Here is a 17161-nt window from a genome sequence, read left to right as displayed (position 1 = left end):
CACCTCAGCCCTACCCGCTCGAACGGCCTGGTGGCAATGGTCAAGCAGATGCGCATGTACGCGCTGGCATTCCGTACTAAGGAACAGCAAGGGTGATCTCCAAACCACCTATGTTTAAAATCAAAAAGCTCTTTCTTTTTTAGCAGAAACAAGCACATAATTCCGTAAACACCCCCATGTTACCCTCCTTAACACCCGGATGTACCAGCTCTCTACACCCGGATGTAAAGGATGGCAACATGGGGGTGTCCGGCAACTAAAGTACCGTGCCGGACAATAAAAAGCACTTGGTTTTACCTATTTCACAGCCATCTTTTACATAAAATGATCGAGTGATTTGCAGAGATGGGGAACAATGTGTCAGTGATATAGTTGTGATAGAGAAAAGGGCATGTATCACTAACGAAATAAGTTGAATATCAACTGGTAAAAGAGATCAGTGACACAGTGACAGAGGAAATGGGAAAAACTTATATGATAAGGTCCTGTTTTTTCTTTGGTATAGTTCATACGATTTCCGAATTTTGATGCGGTTACCCTACACTACTTTAGGAGATTTTCGGACAGCCTCCCTCTCAAATCCTTCGCCCATTAACAACGTTTAACTAGACAGATGCCTCTACTCTACTTAATCTAAGTAGATTTGCAAAATAATAGTAGATTGCTATTCAACAAAATAAAAACATTTCCCTCTCTAAAATCTTATAAATTTCTTAAATCTACAAATATGAAAAATGTACATTCTATTTTAATCATGTTCCTGTCCGTCATGATCGGATGTGGAAAGAACAACCAACCGGCAAATGAAATAAGCACGGTAGATGTCACAGCAAAATATCCTTACAAAGAATTGATTCTCCAAGATTTTATGGATGTAGAGTATATCCCGTTGGAGACAACAGATGAATTTCTTTGTATGGGGAGTTTATGGGGAGTCGGCAAGGATGTCATCGTCGCGACAAATTTCAATAGCGACGGTAATATTTTTATCTTCGACCGAAAAGGAAAAGCCTTAAAAAAAATAAACCGGAAAGGCCAAGGCAATGAAGAATACAGTTCTTATTCAAGAATCATTTTAGATGAAGAAAAAAGAGAAATATTTGTCAACAACAGTTTTGCAAAGAAAATACAAGTCTATGACCTGGAAGGAAATTTCAAACGGGACCTACCGATTCAAAAAGAGTTATCGCTTTTTGAAATGTACAATTTTGACAAAGATAATTTAATTTGCCATGATGATTTTCCGAAAAATACCGGACAGTCGTTCATGCTCATATCAAAACAGGATGGCAGCATCACCCAAGAAATCACAATCCCTTTTAAAGAGAAGAAAAGCATCTATGTCAGGGTCGAAGATAAAACTGTAGAGGGGCAGTACTTTGTTTATTCTCCTCAATGCAAACATCCGATCATGCCTTATTATAACAGTTATATTTTGACGGAGTATTCAGCCGACACCTTGTATCAGTATTTGCCGGATCATACCTTGACACCACTTATCGCAAGAACCCCTTCTATCCAATCCATGACCCCGGAAGTAATTCTTTTGCCGAGCCTCTTTACCGACCGTTACTATTTTATGGATGCAATCGAAAAGACAATAGAGTTTTCAACTACTAATTTATTGTGAAGAAACAGTCTACTTAAATTCAAGAAGACCGATAAATGGCGAAATTCCTTCCTGGCAACATTTAGAAGCGGCAGATCTCATTCAAGATTATGAGAGAGGCCGGCTAAAAGGCAGATTGAAAGAAATCGCTTCCGAATTGAATGAAGAATCCAACCCGGTCATCATGTTGATCAAACAGAAACAAAAATAAAATTTCCGTCAGAACTGCAACTCCAACTGTTCCGGCAGCAAAGTAAATGTTTTGCGATGATAAGGGGTTATCCCGCATTCCCGGATGGCTTCACGATGGGCTTTTGTGGGATAGCCTTTGTTTTCCTTCCAATGATAGGCGGGATATTCCCGATCGAGGCTGTTCATATAGTCGTCACGATAGGTTTTCGCCAGAATGGAAGCGGCGGCAATGTTTAGATATTTGCCGTCTCCTTTTACGACTGTCGTATGTTTGAGACCGGGATAAGGCGTAAAGCGGTTCCCGTCGATCAACAGATGTTCCGGCTTGACCTTCAACTGGTCAATGGCCCGGTGCATGGCAAGAAAAGAGGCTTTCAGGATATTGATCTTGTCAATTTCTTCGGGCGTAACGATACCGACAGCCCAAGCAATCGCCTCCCGCTCGATAATCGGACGGAGCGCATAACGTTTCTTTTCACTCAATTGCTTGCTGTCATTTAAATCTTCATTATGAAAGTCCGGCGGTAAGATAACCGCAGCGGCATACACCGAACCCGCCAAACATCCACGGCCGGCCTCATCACAGCCGGCCTCTATACGATTTGCTTCTAAGTAGGATAATAACATGGTTAATCAACTTCTTCTATCAAATTCATCAAATGGCGGGATCTTGTCGGTAATCCCACAACAAATGGATAAATACATAAACTAATGAATACCAATCTTTCTCTTCATTATCCAGGGACGGAGGACGAAGTAAGAAAACAGCGTAGCGAGAGTAACACCGCAGATATTCGCGAGGAAATCGAACCAGTCGCCACCACGGTATGTCGTACAATATTCCTGCAAAAGTTCGATTGCTCCGCTCATCAAGACCGGACATAAGACCGCTCCAATCCAAGCATGCCACAACACATCGTCGTATTTGCAATGGTTGCGCAGGAACTCGATCCACAGCATACCGGACAAGCCGGCATACATACAGAGATGAGCCACTTTGTCTATCCCCACGATTTTTCCGACCTCCAGAGAAGGCGGTTTAAAGAAAGAGAGATAGATCACCACTGCGATAATCGTCAGGGAGATCGGATATTTCTTCAGGTAATACAACATCACTATTACTCCATTCAATATATTCAGAACATCTTCCGCACCCGTTCGATACCGGCGGCAAAAGCATCTATTTCTTCTTTTGTATTATAGAACGAGAAAGAGGCTCGAACCGTCCCCTCGATACCTAAATCCTGCATCAACGGCTGAGCACAATGATGTCCGGTACGGACTGCAATGCCCAAACGGTCCAGCAACATCCCCATATCATAATGATGGATATTGCCTACCAGAAAAGAAAGTACCGCCCCTTTATGCGCCGCCTGTCCGAAAATACGCATACCGTCGATCGCATTCAGCTTATCGGTCGCGTAACGAAGCAACTCGTCTTCATAGGCCGCAATATTGTCCATTCCCAAACGACCAACATAGCGCAAGGCTTCCGCCAAAGCCGTACTTCCTATATAATCAGGCGTTCCGGCCTCGAACTTGAAAGGCAATTCGTTGAAAGTCGTCTTTTCAAAAGACACGGAAGCAATCATCTCCCCTCCTCCCTGGTACGGAGGCAACTTGTCCAGCCATTCTTCCTTGCCATACAGGACACCGATACCGGTAGGACCGTAAATCTTATGACCGGAGAACACATAGAACTCGGCATCCAAATCCTGCACATCCACTTTCAGATGGGGAACGGCTTGCGCTCCGTCGATCAGTACCGGAACCTCGTGATTATGGGCTTCTTCGATAATCTCCTTTACCGGATTGATCGTACCGAGCACATTCGACACATGTGTAACCGAGACAAGTTTTGTCCGTTCCGAAAAAAGACTACGGAACGTGTCCATGCACAACTCGCCTTTTTCATTCATCGGAATCACTTTCAACGTGATCCCTTTACGGGCAGCCTGTATCTGCCAGGGAACGATATTGGAATGGTGTTCCATCACCGAAACGATCACTTCGTCACCGGCCGACATACATTCGTCGGTAAAGCTGGAAGCAATCAGGTTGATCGCCTCTGTCGTCCCACGCGTGAAAATAATCTCGTTGGAAGAGCGGGCGTTCAGGAATTGCTGCACGGTCTTGCGTGCATCCTCATGCGCTTCCGTCGCCGCCTGGCTCAGGAAATGAACGCCGCGGTGAATATTGGCATTCACATTATAATAGCCACTCTCGATCTTTTCCACCACACAGCGTGGCTTCTGGGTTGTCGCTCCGTTGTCGAAGTAAATAAGCGGCTTATCGTATATCTTATGATCCAGAATCGGGAAATCCTTCCGGATAGACTGTACATCTAACATGACTGTAACTATTTAACTTAATAACAAGCGTCAAAGATAGTATGTTTAACAGTAAAATATACTATTCATACAGTTTATAAGCTAAAAGTTTTGTTTGTACTAATCAAATTTATGCTTTTGTTTCAAACGGAAACACTCTAAGATATGTCATGATAAAGAATTAAAGGTCTGCGGGACATTGTGGTCCATCATTATTTTGAAATTGATATTGATGTTGTCTGGTGGATATTAAGTAATGAACTCCAATCGCTAAAAAAGGCGATCATCTCCAAGTTGTCCGATTTATCCGAATACCCCCTCCCCTTTTCATTTCTTCTTCTGATAGAAACGCACCCAGTCGATCTCCATCTCGACAGGCAGATCCGATGAATCGACTGCTCCTACCCAGCTTCCGCCTAACTGCATGTCGAGCAACAGATAAAACTTTTTGTCTGTGAACGGGAACTGGCCTTCCTTGTCCGTCTCGATGCGAGGATAAGCGAAGGTGCGGGTTTCGTTGATAAAGAAAACGAGACTGTCCTGATACATTTCTACACTATAGACATTATAATCATCGCGGTTGATAAAACCGATACCGCCCTGCTTCGGGTTATCTTTGATTCCCAAAGTGTACGTATAGGCAGAATGAACGGTCTGATAAGCAATCGTATCATTATTCAAGCGTTCCATGATGTCGATCTCGCCACCATTCGGCCAACCCTCATTTTCTGGCAACAACCAGAATGCTGGCCATGCGCCAGTTGCCCCATACAACTTGGCACGGATATCCAGGCGCCCGTCGGAAAAACCGACCTTGCCCTTCGTATAAACGCCCCCCGTGATAAAAGGAGCCGTGTCAGCCGGCAAACTGTAATTGACTAATCCACGCAAAACCAAATTGCCATCGCGCATAGTATAGCAGGAATCGAAGTCCGACATATAATTATTCCAGTCTGACTTTCCACGCGGTATCTTACTCCACGAAGCCTCATCGAAATGATCCTCCTGGTCGAAGTTTTCCTCCCAAACCAATTTCCACCCTTCCTGTTGCGACCGGCAACCTGCCATAATCGACAGAGCCACTGACAGTCCTAATGTGAATAATCCTTGCTTCATTATTATCAACCTATTTTTATTTTTTTGCAAAAATAGTTCTTTTCAACGCAAAGGTACAGAGAATCCTGTTCATTTTAAACATCCAACTCCGTACCTCCGCATTTTATAACTACTCTTTTTCACCAAACTCCGACTGCTGCCGTTCCACCTCTTTAAGTTTCAAGGTGTTCAACTCCTTGCGCAGACGTTCCACTTCCCGCTCTGCATCCGTTTTGGAAGCGGTGTTCTGTCCGGCCGAAGCGCTACCAAGCGGGATGCGGGCAGCATCCGCAGCATCATAGACCAACGGGAAAACAGACGGCTTCGATTCGAACTCAAGTTCACCACTTATCGGCATTTGCGAACCTTCGAACAGGACACTCGCCGTAATCCGTATCTTACCCGGTTTCAAGGTAGACTGAACCAAAACAGGCGCAGTTCCCCATTTTACGGGAACCAGATTTGCCAGTACTCCTGGACCACCTAACAAACGTCCTTCACCTTCAATAGAAAAACAGATATTATAGTTATTCAGCCGTTTGATATTCCCATTCTTATCAGCAACAGCTGCCACTACCGTAACGAAATCGGAACCATCGGCTTTCAGGTCCGTGCCTTCATTATCCATCCACAACAGGATTTTTTCGGGGCGACGGGCAGGTACGACTTTATGTGTAGCTACGACCTTGCCGTCGATCAAACCCTCGGCAAGCAGATAGACATCATCTTGTTTTTGAGTTCTTGAAAAAGCCTTGTCCACCATAAAATCATAGACATCCGGGAAAGTGATAACCGGCGAAGGCATTCCGGGACGGTTCTTGTCTTTCTTATAAGTATAAGTCTTTCCACCCTTGTTGAACGTGAGACGAACCTCGTCACAATTGGAATAGACCGTTACATCCTTGCCGGAGAAAGGCGTCATCTCATGGGCGATATACACCATCGGCCCGCTTCCGGCATTCCGGTCATTCTTAACTGCCGGACGTTGCGCCATAAACATATAATATGAATATTTCGGCTGGCGGAAGACATCCATCAAACCACCATAGAAAGGATCAGGATGGTAACCGCGCTGATGGTCGAACGAATGCCAGAGACAACCGCCGACATGCTGTGAAGACTGCTTATAAAGAACATCGTAGCTGGTCACCGGATAATAAGGGCAGGCATAATGCTGTGCCTGTACGCGCATCGGCTGTTCTCCCCAGTTACGGGCTACACGACTCGGCGAATTGTGTGAGCTCCAATCATCCACATTGTCGCCCCATTCGCGGGTAAAGTAGGTCTTCGTCGGATCGATCTCTTTCGAAGCATCCTGCATATTGGCGGGATGGGCAAAATAGACCGGGAAATTCTCATGCCCGCGTGCTTCGCTGTCACTTCCGCTATAACAATAAGGATACGGATATTCAGCATCCACGATATCACGGGTGTTCTTGGCGAAATCAGCCGGATACCAAGTCTCGTTCAGGATCGGTTCCCACAGCCAGACCGAAGGGTGGTTGCGGTCGCGGCGCACGACATTGCGGATATCGCTATACACACGCTGTGCAAATTCGGGCGCGTCATTCCAGAACTGCCAGCCGGGCGTATTGACGATCACGAACAAGCCCAACTCATCGCAGGCGTCCATAAAAGCCGGATCTTGCGGACAGTGAGCATTACGGATGATCTCCATCCCGACATCTTTCAGTTTCTTGGCATCCCGCCAATGAATACTATTTGCGACAGCGTTTCCGACAACCGCAAAATCCTGGTGGCGGTTAGCTCCGATCAACGGTTTGCCGTACGGTCTGCCATTCAGGAAGAAGCCGTCTTTCCCTTTAAACTCAATGCTGCGGATTCCGATACGGCGGCGGTAACCGTCGATCACATTTCCTTCCTTATCAAGTACCCGCACCAGCAGGTTATACAAGGTCGGTGTCGAAGGGGTCCAAAGCATCGGCTGCTTCACCGGCATCCGGTCGGAAACAGTAGTTGCCCTACCCGCCTTCACCTGTATCTTGTCACTCAGCCGGGCGACTTCGGTGCCATCCGGCTGCAACAGCATATATTCCACCCGACCGGAAAAAGGATTCTTCGTAGCATTGCGCACATGTATCTTTAACTGAACTTCCGCCAAAGCATCCGAAACCTTTCCGAAAGCGACGAACAAGCCGCCTCCTGCTACCTCGTTTTCATAATTTGGATCGGTGATAAACACATTGTTATGCGCGATCAACCAACAGTCCCGGTAAATACCGCCGAAATAGGTATAGTCCAACACATCCTGCGCCTTTCCGGGAGGATAGGAAGGATCGTCGCTGTTATCCGCCCAGACGGCAATCACATTATCGCCATTCCAATCCAGCACATCCGTCACATCGGCTATGACAGGCAGGTAACCGCCAAAATGCTCCGTCAACAGTTTGCCGTTCACGAACACCTTACTTTTGCCCATAATGGCCTCGAAATGCAGAAAAAGTTTCTTCCCTTTCAGAGCGGCATCGAGCGTAAAATGCTTACGATACCAGACCTCCCCTTGGTAATTGATACAACCACTCGCCTCGGTCGGCAAATATTCGATACCGTCCGGCAGGGAGACAACCGTCCAGTCTTTATCATTAAATTCTTTTGTTTCCGCACCTTCCACCGCACCTTTATGGAAGCGCCAGGCAGGATTCATCGAATAGACTTCCCGCCCGCTATTATCGAGGCGGAAAAAGCCGGCTGTCGAAAACTCCGGCTGCCGGGCTGCCCACAGGGACAGGCTAAGCCAGACAAACAGGATACTGAATGTAATTTTCTTCATGATATGAATATTTATAATTTTCATTAAGTGATATATTATAATGACGTACACATAAATGATGATTTACACCATTTTATTTTTATGCATCATTAGAACAGATCGTTTGTTCTTATTGTCGCCCGACAACGCCCCCGAAATCTCCAGTGAGGCCATTGAAGTAGTTCAATGAGGCCAAAATATTTTTTTGAACGTTTTGAAGCTGTACAAAGTGTTCAAATTATTTTGAGGGGACGTTTTGTAAGCCACAAAGTGTCCAATTCATTTTTTTGAAGGGTTTGAAGTCATACAAAGTGTCCAAATTATTTTTTTGGTCATTCCGTACGACTATTTCATCCACGCGCGGACTTTCTTCACCATCGGAATCTCGTAATAATACCACCAATCGCTATTGTTCGTTTTAGAAGCCAGATGATTGTGATGGTTCAGATCAGAGATGAAACCTTCGGGCTGCTCCATGAAGCGAGTTTCGGAATAGACCGATTCCAGGTTGGAGCGCATGACATCGAAATAACTACACACCTCTGCGACTTTCTCCAAAGCCGCTTCCCGGGCTGCATCGTCCTTTGCCATGTCATAAGCGTTCAAGGCCAGGATGAGGCGCACCGGATAGTTTTGCAGGTTATTCGTCTGTTCATAGACTTGCAGCGTATAGCGATTGCGTAATGCCTCCGCCTCCGCCGTTCTGATACCCTGGACTATCTTCTCGTAACGTCCGGCTTCAATCTTTGCCTGTGCAATTTTATCTTTATACAGTTCGCTCCATGCCCCCGGTTTCGTCTTGTCCGGCAACTCCATCAATGTGAAAGCAGTCGTGCCCCACGCCGGATTGCGGCGTCCGGAAGTCACCAACGCGCCATCGAAGAAAAAGACCGCCTTCTCCAGTTCATCCAGAAAGGCCATCCGGTTATCCTCCGGGCGAAAACCATATTCCCGCTGTGCATGTGCTTTTTTAAACGCTTCGATATCCCGCGCCGACGGATTCCAACCGAATTCTCCTTGTGCAATGAACCCCCTCCATACCGTTTCCAGATGCGGCGAACCGTCATCCCAAGCAGTCGCCAATATTCCTTCCAGTTGATTGTCGGCAACCAACTGGCTGAATCCTTTCACGTATTCCGAACGGGTATTCCGGCGCGGCATAAAAGGCGAGTCACCGGCAGAAGCAGCCGTCGCCCCCATCACCTTCAGCCCCTTATCATGATACCATTCCAAAAGGCGCCGATGGGCAGGCGTCGTCGCATCCTCATATTTCCAACGCATATACACGCATTCTTTCGGAAACAAACCGATCGCCTCATCCAGTTTGTCGGTGTTCCAGACCTTCACCACTTCCTCTTCGGATTTATCGCTTAACGCAAGTTCCCATATACCGGCATATTTTAACGGCATATCATCCCAAAATATAGGAATACGACCATGGTCTACAGCAAACTGGCAGACATTCTTCAACCAGATCATCTGCAATTCGAAAGCAGTCTTGCCTGTAGCCTTGCAACGGTCATCGATTCCGATCGCCGTGATCTCATCCCCACCGACATGCAGATATTTCCCGTACGGCATGGCTTCAAGCGCATCCAGATAAAGATCGAACTGCACCTCGTATGTACGCGGATCGGACGGACAGAATTCCCAATCGCTGTCCGGATTCTCACGCAGTTCCCAATGATGTTTCAATATAAAACCGGCATGGCCGAGTCCTTGCACAAGTGGGCAGATCTCGACATTCCGTTCCTTCGCATACCGGCAGAGCGCCTGCATCTCCTGCTTGCTGATCGCATTCGGAGCTGCGACTTCCGGACGGCGAGTAAAGCGCAGTTTATCTTCCAGTTCCCAGATAATCGCATTCACTTTATAACGTGCCAACCTGTCGATCATCCGGTAATAATATTCCATCCGGTCCAGATGATGCTTCGTATCAAGATGGACGGCACGGTAGGCGATAGCCGGATAATCAGTTATCTTCATCTGCGGAATTTCCAGGTCAAAATCCCGGCTATCTTCCAACAACTGCTCCAACGTTTGGCAACCGTAAAACAGTCCGGCTTCCGTGCGGGCCGTGACTGTCACACCTTTATCATTCACCTCCAAAACATATCCTTCGGGCGAATCAGGCACGTTCGATTCGGAAAGTTGTAAGAACAATCCCTTTCCCACATGTCCTGCACGGGGAAGGACATCCGTCAACGCTCCCAATATAGGGACAAGTGTGTCTGATGCGGCCGATACAAATTTAAGATCGGTATACATAATTCCTTTTCCCGGAAGCAGTTCGACAGATTGAGGTTGGGGCAGGAGCTGAAACGCCTTGTCCAAGCCACGGGCACAGAGGCCATTTGTCATAAACAACAGACTTATGATTAATAGTTGTATTTTCATGATATACGTTATTTTTATCAAAGATACGGGACTCAAAAAGAAAGTCCTAATAAATAGAAGAAGAAAAGGGCCAGCCATAACATGTTTTACACCATTACAACCGACCCTTAGAATAATACCTATTAAAAAACGGTCAATCACCAACCTTCATTCGGGGTACATAACGGATTTGTCTCCAACTCCTTGGATGGTATAGGATAATAATAATAACGATTCGTATCCCCGACCTTACCAGTCATTAATTGTTTATACCGAACTTCATTACAAGTCTGCATACGCTTTTCCAACAATCCCCAACGGCGAAGATCGTAAAAACGTTCCCCTTCCACAAAGAACTCGATGGCACGCTGACGCTCCAAATCATTAAAGACAGCCTCATACGTCTGTGCTCCGCTATAGGGGTTCAAATTAGCCCGTTCACGAATCTGATTCAAATACCCGATTGCCATCGGCAAATCCTGCTTTCCACGCAAATAAGACTCAGCAAGCAGAAGAAGCACATCTGCATACCGTATCGCCCGTTCATTGATGCAAGACATAGGCGGATCAGCCTCCGATTCGGCCGTATTCCAATTCTGATATTTCAAAATCCAATATGTATTCCATCTGTCTTCTGCAAACTTCTCCCGAAAAGGCTTCAAATAATACATACATCCTTCATAATCCCAAGCAACCGATGAACGTGCACGATAATCAAAATTTCCATCTTTATCTTTTTCTTCCAAGAAATAATCCATTATTTGCGGGGTCGGATTTGCCTCATACCAACCGCTGGCTTCCGGTGCCGCATATTCTTTCGGACGTGTATTCGTTTGAGTCGAATTGATATTCTCTCCATCTCCCCAAATATCCGTTCCACCAACCGGCTCCATCAACAATTCGAAAATACTCTCTTCATTGTTTTCGTGTACATCATCAAAATTCCATGCAAAATCCTCCACCAAACGATACGTATAAGGTGATTTTGTCAAAGGTTCCAATATTTCAATTGCCTTATCAAAGTCTTCTTCATATACATATATTTTACCCAACACAGCATACGCTGCACCTTTTGTCGGTTTTCCGATAACATCATTCTTCACCGGCAACAAAGAAGCCGCAGTAAGCAAATCCTGTTCAGCCTGCGACCATATCTCGGCCTGAGAAGACTTTTCCAAAGGGAATGTAGAAGGAGACTGAGAAGCTGTCAGACGCAAAGGTGCATTTTTAAACTCTTTTCCTAATTGGAACAAATAGAACCCGCGAATAAACAAACACTCCGCCTTCACCTTATTGACGAAATCCTCTCCGAATTCTCCTTGCTTCTCTTCCAGCTTCTGCATGATTGAATTCGTTCTATACAATGCATTATAGAATTGATAAAACATCCCTTGTGAAAGAGAATTTCCATTTGTATTTGTAAAATAACAGGCTTGAAAGACATCGCTGATATCGTTTCTAAACTCCACTTCGTCCGCACGAGCAATACGCATCATTACACCACGAGTTCCATAATATCCCCCGTTTAGAGCATTTTTCAAAGGAGTATAGCATGAAGTCAAAGCCAATTCAAAATCAGCTTCGGTCTGCCAGAAAGTATCTTCGGTCGCCTTGTTCGGATTCATCTGCTCCAACTGAGCGTCGCACGAAGTACACAAACCTGTAACAACCATTATACAAGATATAAAATATAGATATATTCGTTTCATACTGTTATTTTATTTAAAATGTGACATTCAAACCAAACATAAATGTACGATTAGAAGGATATATAAATTCATCGAAACCACGAGAATATACATCTGAAGAATTCACGTCCGGCGTATACCCCGAATAAGAGGAGATCGTAAAGAGATTCTCCGCATTGACATACACACGAGCTTTCTGAACAAAGCCATGAAACCAAACCGTAGGCAAGGTATAACCTACCTGAAGATTTCTCAAGCGGAAATAAGAACCGCTCTCCAAGTAACGGTCGGATTCGGAACGGGCATTCCTATTCGGGTCGGTCCAAATCAGCCGAGGAGAGGACGCATTTTGATTTTCAGGCGTCCAATAATCCAAAGTACTTGCCAAATAGTTCGTACCACGGGTCACATCCGTCAATTCCAATTTCGTCGCATTATAAATTTTATTACCAGTGACACCTTGGAAACCAATCGAGAAATCAACATTCTTATACGTAATATTACCATTGATCGAATAGGTGAATTTCGGGAATGGGCTGCCACAATACACACGATCCTCATCATTAATCGTTCCGTCATTATTTGTATCCTTGAAACGAATATCGCCGGGTTCGGCACTCGGCTGAATCAGAACCCCATCTTTCTGATGAGCTTGCACCTCTTCCGTGCTATTAAAATAGCCGTCAGTAGGAATCAACCAAAAACCACCTATAGGATAACCGGCCAACGTTCTGCTCGTATAAGTTCCTCCATGAATCGTCCCACCGGTAATTACCTGCGATTCTGCCCCCATTTCCACCACTTCGTTTTTATTATAAGTTCCAAGGAAACTTACACCATAGGACAGATCCTTATTCAAAGACTCATTCCATCCCAAATTAAATTCAAATCCTTGATTACGGATCTTACCTGCATTACGAATCGGATCATTAGCACCTCCCGTAGAAATAGGAATAGGCACATTCAACAAGATATCTTTCGTATTCTTTACATACCAATCGGCAGTCAAAGTCAAACGATTACGCAGGGCCATAAAGTCAATACCGACATTCGTCATCGCCGTTTCTTCCCATTTGATATCCGGATTGGCAAACGTTTTTGGGAAAGCACCTTGTATCAGTCCACTCTTTCCATCCGGATAATTAATGCCGGTCGTAACAACAGACACATATTGATAGTTATCAATTTCCTGATTACCTAGCACCCCATATCCGCCTCTCAACTTCAACTGATCCAACCAAGATACGCTATTCTTTACAAAATCCTCTTCTGCAATATTCCAACCAACAGATACCGATGGGAAATTACCATACCGATAATTGGAACCGAACTTAGAAGAACCATCACGGCGAATGGTCGCAGTCAACAAATAGCGATTCTTATAAGAATAGAAAGCACGTCCTAAAATGGAAGTCAACACGCTGCGGCTTGAATTACCACTTACGGCCAATCCTTGAGATGCGGCATCTATTTCAGTAATTCCAGTCGGCATTCCTTGCCCGGAACCTTGCATATAACGATACCGGGAATCCTGATATGTATATCCGACAAGAGCCGACACCTTATGGTCTCCGAACGTACGATCAAAAGTCAGCAAGTTTTCGACCAAAATATTACGTGTACGGGTCTGCTGTTCCGTCACCGCTGTTATATCATGTTTTGCCAGCCCGAAATCAAACAGGCCTTCATAACTATTATAGCGATAAAATTGGAAATCCGGAGTCAGGTTTAACTTATATTTCAGACCTTTCATTAATTCTACGGAGACATAAGCATTTGCAAATATTTTTACATTATCACTATATCTCTTCATTAAATTATCGTCCACCATACCTAACGGATGAGTCAAATTCACAACGTCTCCGTACAAGCCACCATATCCACCTGTCCGGTTTTCATCATATTGTTCCCATGTCGGAATAGCCTGCAACGTATGTCCGACCATTCCCCCTCTAATGACCGAATATAAAGGATTGCTTTGATCATAAGTCAACACGACATTTGTCCCAGCCTGGAAAATACCCTTCTTGAAATCCTGTTTGCTCTGCAACGTGTAACGCTGGTAGTTCGTGCCTTTCATCACGCCGTCCTGATTCGTATACCCCACACTATTATAGTAGGTGGAATATTTACCTCCTCCCTTCACAGAAAGCGCATAGTTTTGCATCAATGCCGGACCAAACATCAAGTCCTGCCAGTCATTATCCGGTTTTGAAGCCAAATCCTGTGCCATTTCGAGCGGACTCAATCCGGCAGCCCTTCTGGAAACGGTCGTCACTTCCGCCCAGCCTGCAGCATCCAATAAATCCAGATATTTGGAAGGCGAACTGACGCCGACATTGGCCGATAGATCGATAATCGGTTTCCCTTCCGTATTGCTTCCCTCTTTTGTCGTTACTATAACGACGCCGTTAGCTGCACGTGAACCGTAAATCGCAGCCGAAGAAGCATCTTTCAACACATCGATACTGGCAATATCGTTCGGATTGATATGATCGATTCCACTCATATACATACCGTCCACGATATACAAAGGAGAAGAATTGTTCAACGTTCCGATACCACGGACCATGACACGGGTACTACCGCCCGGCGCACCACCCTGCGAAACGATATCCACACCGGCAATCTTACCTTGCAAGGCCTGCCCGATAGTAGTGTTGCTCTGTGTATTCAAATCATCTGTGCTCACGTTAGCTACAGAACCGGTCAAGTCCGCCTTTTTCTGCGTACCGTAACCGATCACGACAACTTCATCCAGCGTTTTCGTATCTTCCAATAATACGACATTGATTGTTTTTTGGTTACCGACAACGATCTCCTTTGACAGGTAACCAATATAAGAAATATTCAAAACCGAATTAGGATCGGCCTCGATAGAGAAATTACCATCTATATCGGTAACCGTACCATTTGTAGTACCTTTCACCACCACGTTCGCTCCAATGATCGCTTCGCCGTTGTTATCGACAATCCGACCGGTTAAGACATGTGTCTGCTGTTGAGCGGCAGCGATCGCATCCCGGCTTTTCGAAGACAAAATAATATGAGTTCCTTCCATTTCATATTCGATACCCGCATTCTTGAACAGGTTATCCAATACCTCTGAAACAGGTTTCGTTTTCGCCTTTACCGAAACTTTCCGGTTAACATCTACCTGGTTATTATAGATAAACAAATAATCTGTCTGACTTTCAATCTCATTTAGAATTTCCTCTAACTGAGAATTGTTCTTGTTAATACTAACCCGGGCATTCTGCGAATGTGAATCTTCAGCATACGAACAGAATACGCAGGCTCCCAAAAGGAATGTGGATATTCGCATAGTTCTCAAGATTTTTTTACCTGACGGAGTTTTCGGATAATATCCCCCCGACAAAAAGTTTTTTTTCATACCTTTGTAACTGATTTGAAGTTAATACAATGAATTAAAAAAATTGTGTTGATTGGAATGCCGGCAAATGCCCCCCAGCGCTTGCCGGCATTTTTCTGTTATTGACTGCCTGTTTTCATGTTTCCTTTTATTTATAAGGTTAATACTAATTATTGTGTTTTTTATTTCTGTTCTTCTATTACTTGTGTTCACCTAATATAAATAATCTGATTTTCATCGTCCCGTTCATACTTGAAACGGATATCCCTCTGCAATACCCTCAGCGCATAGTCGATACCGTCTGCTTGCCTGAACTTTCCCGTGAAATAGTATTTCAATACATTCTTATTCTCAACAACTATGCTGACTCCGAAATATTTCTCCAGATCACTCATGATCGAGAGAAATGATTCGTTCCGAAAACATATCAGTCCTTCTTTCCAACGATAGGGATTGTAATCGTCAACCGGAATGACTTTCAGCCTGCCGTCCTTTTGCAGGCAAGCTTTGCTGTCCGGCTTCAACATCAATGTATCCCCCAGACCGATACGGGAGGCAACTCGCACACTTCCTTCCATCAACGTAACCTCGAAATCGTCTTTATCGGAATAGCCTTCCACATTAAATTTTGTTCCCAGTACTTCCATATTACATTTGCCCGTTTCCACGATAAAAGGCCTTTTCTTATCTTTGGCCACATCGAAATAGGCTTCTCCGTCTACCGCTACCTGGCGTACGGACTTGTCGAACACAGCCGGGTAAACGATCTTCGTCCGAGCATTCAGCCAGACATTCGTCCCGTCCGACAGCGTGATGTTCACCCGTTGTCCGGTAGGAACATAAATGGATTGCATCGGCACAACTCCATTTTTATTTGAAACAAATTGATATAATAAGCTAAGCCCCAATGTCACAGCGACAGCTGCCGCAATCTTGATTAACTCAGTTCCGAGAGAACTCAAGCTCCATGACTTGTGTCGCATCTTTTCTTCGATCGTTTTTTCATCGCCAAGAAGCAACATCGAGTCGAATATCTTTCTCTCTTTCAAGAATTTTCGTCTGTTTTCCGGGGAATGTTCCATCCATTGCCGGATCCGGACTTCTTCTTCATAAGAAGCGGCTCCTTCAAAGAACTTATATAACGTTTCCCTGTCCATTTTTCATCTTTTTACTTATGCTTACATAATACTAACAGTTCACAAGCCTATATCCCCAGTTGAAAATGAAAAAAAATTTCATTTTTATATTTTTTCTTCCGATATCGAATGCCATAGTTCTCTCGGAACTACGTTCTTTTTCAAGAAATATCCGTTCCAACCAGAACCCCTGTTTGTCATCATTCACAGTCTTGGAAACCTGCAATAATAGCTCCTTCCAAGAAGGATCGGGAATATTTTAAAATACTCTCCTGAAAGATTCCGAAGCTCTGAACGAAGTTGTAGGGTAACCGCACCAAAATCATAAGGGACAATCAATCCTTGTCTTTAGTACGGGTATTTCTATATAAAGTTTTTTGAGCAAAACAACTATCATACTATCATAATCAAATTTATATAATTGTAAAACAGCATGTTACTCCATGATAGTTCCTGTTTTTAACTATCATTTATCTATCATAACTATCATGGGTAAAGTAATCGTCTCCGCGATGCTACCTTTGCCATTTATGGGGGAGTAAATTTCTTATAGTCTCGTGATCTGTATTGGGATTTATATCAATGAGCTTAG

The 17161-nt window shown here is 44.6% G+C and carries 10 protein-coding genes and 2 pseudogenes; 3 read left to right on the top strand and 9 right to left on the bottom strand.

The annotated features are described in order from the left end of the window. A pseudogene (locus BHV83_RS21035) lies at nucleotides 1–96 on the top strand (SufE family protein); the annotation flags it as partial. A 631-nt stretch (nucleotides 97–727) separates the two neighbouring features. Next, nucleotides 728–1820, top strand: a pseudogene (locus BHV83_RS21030) (DUF4934 domain-containing protein). Nucleotides 1821–1828: 8 nt separating this feature from the next. On the opposite strand, the gene rnhB reads toward BHV83_RS21030, so the two are convergent. From rnhB to BHV83_RS21015, 3 genes are all read right to left on the bottom strand, one after another. After that, nucleotides 1829–2428: a ribonuclease HII gene (rnhB, locus tag BHV83_RS21025; RefSeq protein ID WP_122206032.1), complete on the bottom strand. Its 600-nt coding sequence runs from the start codon at nucleotides 2426–2428 to the stop codon at nucleotides 1829–1831. Nucleotides 2429–2509: 81 nt separating this feature from the next. Then, a complete protein-coding gene (locus BHV83_RS21020) occupies nucleotides 2510–2914 on the bottom strand; it encodes a VanZ family protein (protein WP_005646989.1) in 405 nt (134 codons plus the stop codon). 23 nt (nucleotides 2915–2937) lie between these two features. After that, nucleotides 2938–4152 (bottom strand): aminotransferase class V-fold PLP-dependent enzyme, encoded by a 1215-nt coding sequence (locus tag BHV83_RS21015; RefSeq protein ID WP_005637540.1) that lies wholly within the window; start codon nucleotides 4150–4152, stop codon nucleotides 2938–2940. Between the two features lie 159 nt (nucleotides 4153–4311). Here BHV83_RS21015 and BHV83_RS21010 point away from each other — a divergent pair, with 159 nt between their 5' ends. Further along, nucleotides 4312–4521 (top strand): HepT-like ribonuclease domain-containing protein, encoded by a 210-nt coding sequence (locus tag BHV83_RS21010; protein WP_353743786.1) that lies wholly within the window; start codon nucleotides 4312–4314, stop codon nucleotides 4519–4521. On the opposite strand, the gene BHV83_RS21005 is transcribed toward BHV83_RS21010, so the two are convergent. From BHV83_RS21005 to BHV83_RS20980, 6 genes are all read right to left on the bottom strand, one after another. Beyond that, on the bottom strand, nucleotides 4459–5247 hold the full coding sequence (locus BHV83_RS21005; RefSeq protein WP_005637541.1) for a glycoside hydrolase family 16 protein: 789 nt from the start codon (nucleotides 5245–5247) through the stop codon (nucleotides 4459–4461). The genes BHV83_RS21010 and BHV83_RS21005 overlap by 63 nt on opposite strands. Nucleotides 5248–5356: 109 nt before the next feature. Then, nucleotides 5357–8017, bottom strand: coding sequence for a glycoside hydrolase family 2 TIM barrel-domain containing protein (locus BHV83_RS21000; RefSeq protein ID WP_286758024.1), 2661 nt, complete (start codon nucleotides 8015–8017; stop codon nucleotides 5357–5359). Nucleotides 8018–8341: 324 nt separating this feature from the next. Then, nucleotides 8342–10393: a family 20 glycosylhydrolase gene (locus BHV83_RS20995; RefSeq protein WP_195292205.1), complete on the bottom strand. Its 2052-nt coding sequence runs from the start codon at nucleotides 10391–10393 to the stop codon at nucleotides 8342–8344. 137 nt (nucleotides 10394–10530) lie between these two features. Further along, entirely contained in the window at nucleotides 10531–12081 is a 1551-nt protein-coding gene (locus BHV83_RS20990; RefSeq protein WP_005646977.1) for a RagB/SusD family nutrient uptake outer membrane protein, read from the bottom strand. 13 nt (nucleotides 12082–12094) lie between these two features. Further along, the gene (locus BHV83_RS20985; RefSeq protein ID WP_005650600.1) at nucleotides 12095–15385 is read right to left on the bottom strand and encodes a TonB-dependent receptor; all 3291 of its coding nucleotides are present in this window, start codon (nucleotides 15383–15385) and stop codon (nucleotides 12095–12097) included. A gap of 257 nt (nucleotides 15386–15642) precedes the next feature. Continuing rightward, entirely contained in the window at nucleotides 15643–16590 is a 948-nt protein-coding gene (locus BHV83_RS20980; protein ID WP_286758023.1) for a FecR family protein, read from the bottom strand. Nucleotides 16591–17161: the final 571 nt, after the last annotated feature.

The sequence above is a fragment of the Parabacteroides sp. merdae-related_45_40 genome, assembly GCF_001915675.1.
Note: the sequence above shows the minus strand (reverse complement) of the source record. Positions and strands in the feature narration are given on the sequence as shown.

What these genes read in the sequence shown, in the direction of transcription:
- rnhB (WP_122206032.1), bottom strand. Translation starts at nt 2,428, where the DNA reads ATGTTATTATCCTACTTAGAAGCAAATCGTATAGAGGCCGGCTGTGAT.
- BHV83_RS21020 (WP_005646989.1), bottom strand. Translation starts at nt 2,914, where the DNA reads ATGTTGTATTACCTGAAGAAATATCCGATCTCCCTGACGATTATCGCA.
- BHV83_RS21015 (WP_005637540.1), bottom strand. Translation starts at nt 4,152, where the DNA reads ATGTTAGATGTACAGTCTATCCGGAAGGATTTCCCGATTCTGGATCAT.
- BHV83_RS21005 (WP_005637541.1), bottom strand. Translation starts at nt 5,247, where the DNA reads ATGAAGCAAGGATTATTCACATTAGGACTGTCAGTGGCTCTGTCGATT.
- BHV83_RS21000 (WP_286758024.1), bottom strand. Translation starts at nt 8,017, where the DNA reads ATGAAGAAAATTACATTCAGTATCCTGTTTGTCTGGCTTAGCCTGTCC.
- BHV83_RS20995 (WP_195292205.1), bottom strand. Translation starts at nt 10,393, where the DNA reads ATGAAAATACAACTATTAATCATAAGTCTGTTGTTTATGACAAATGGC.
- BHV83_RS20990 (WP_005646977.1), bottom strand. Translation starts at nt 12,081, where the DNA reads ATGAAACGAATATATCTATATTTTATATCTTGTATAATGGTTGTTACA.
- BHV83_RS20985 (WP_005650600.1), bottom strand. Translation starts at nt 15,385, where the DNA reads ATGCGAATATCCACATTCCTTTTGGGAGCCTGCGTATTCTGTTCGTAT.
- BHV83_RS20980 (WP_286758023.1), bottom strand. Translation starts at nt 16,590, where the DNA reads ATGGACAGGGAAACGTTATATAAGTTCTTTGAAGGAGCCGCTTCTTAT.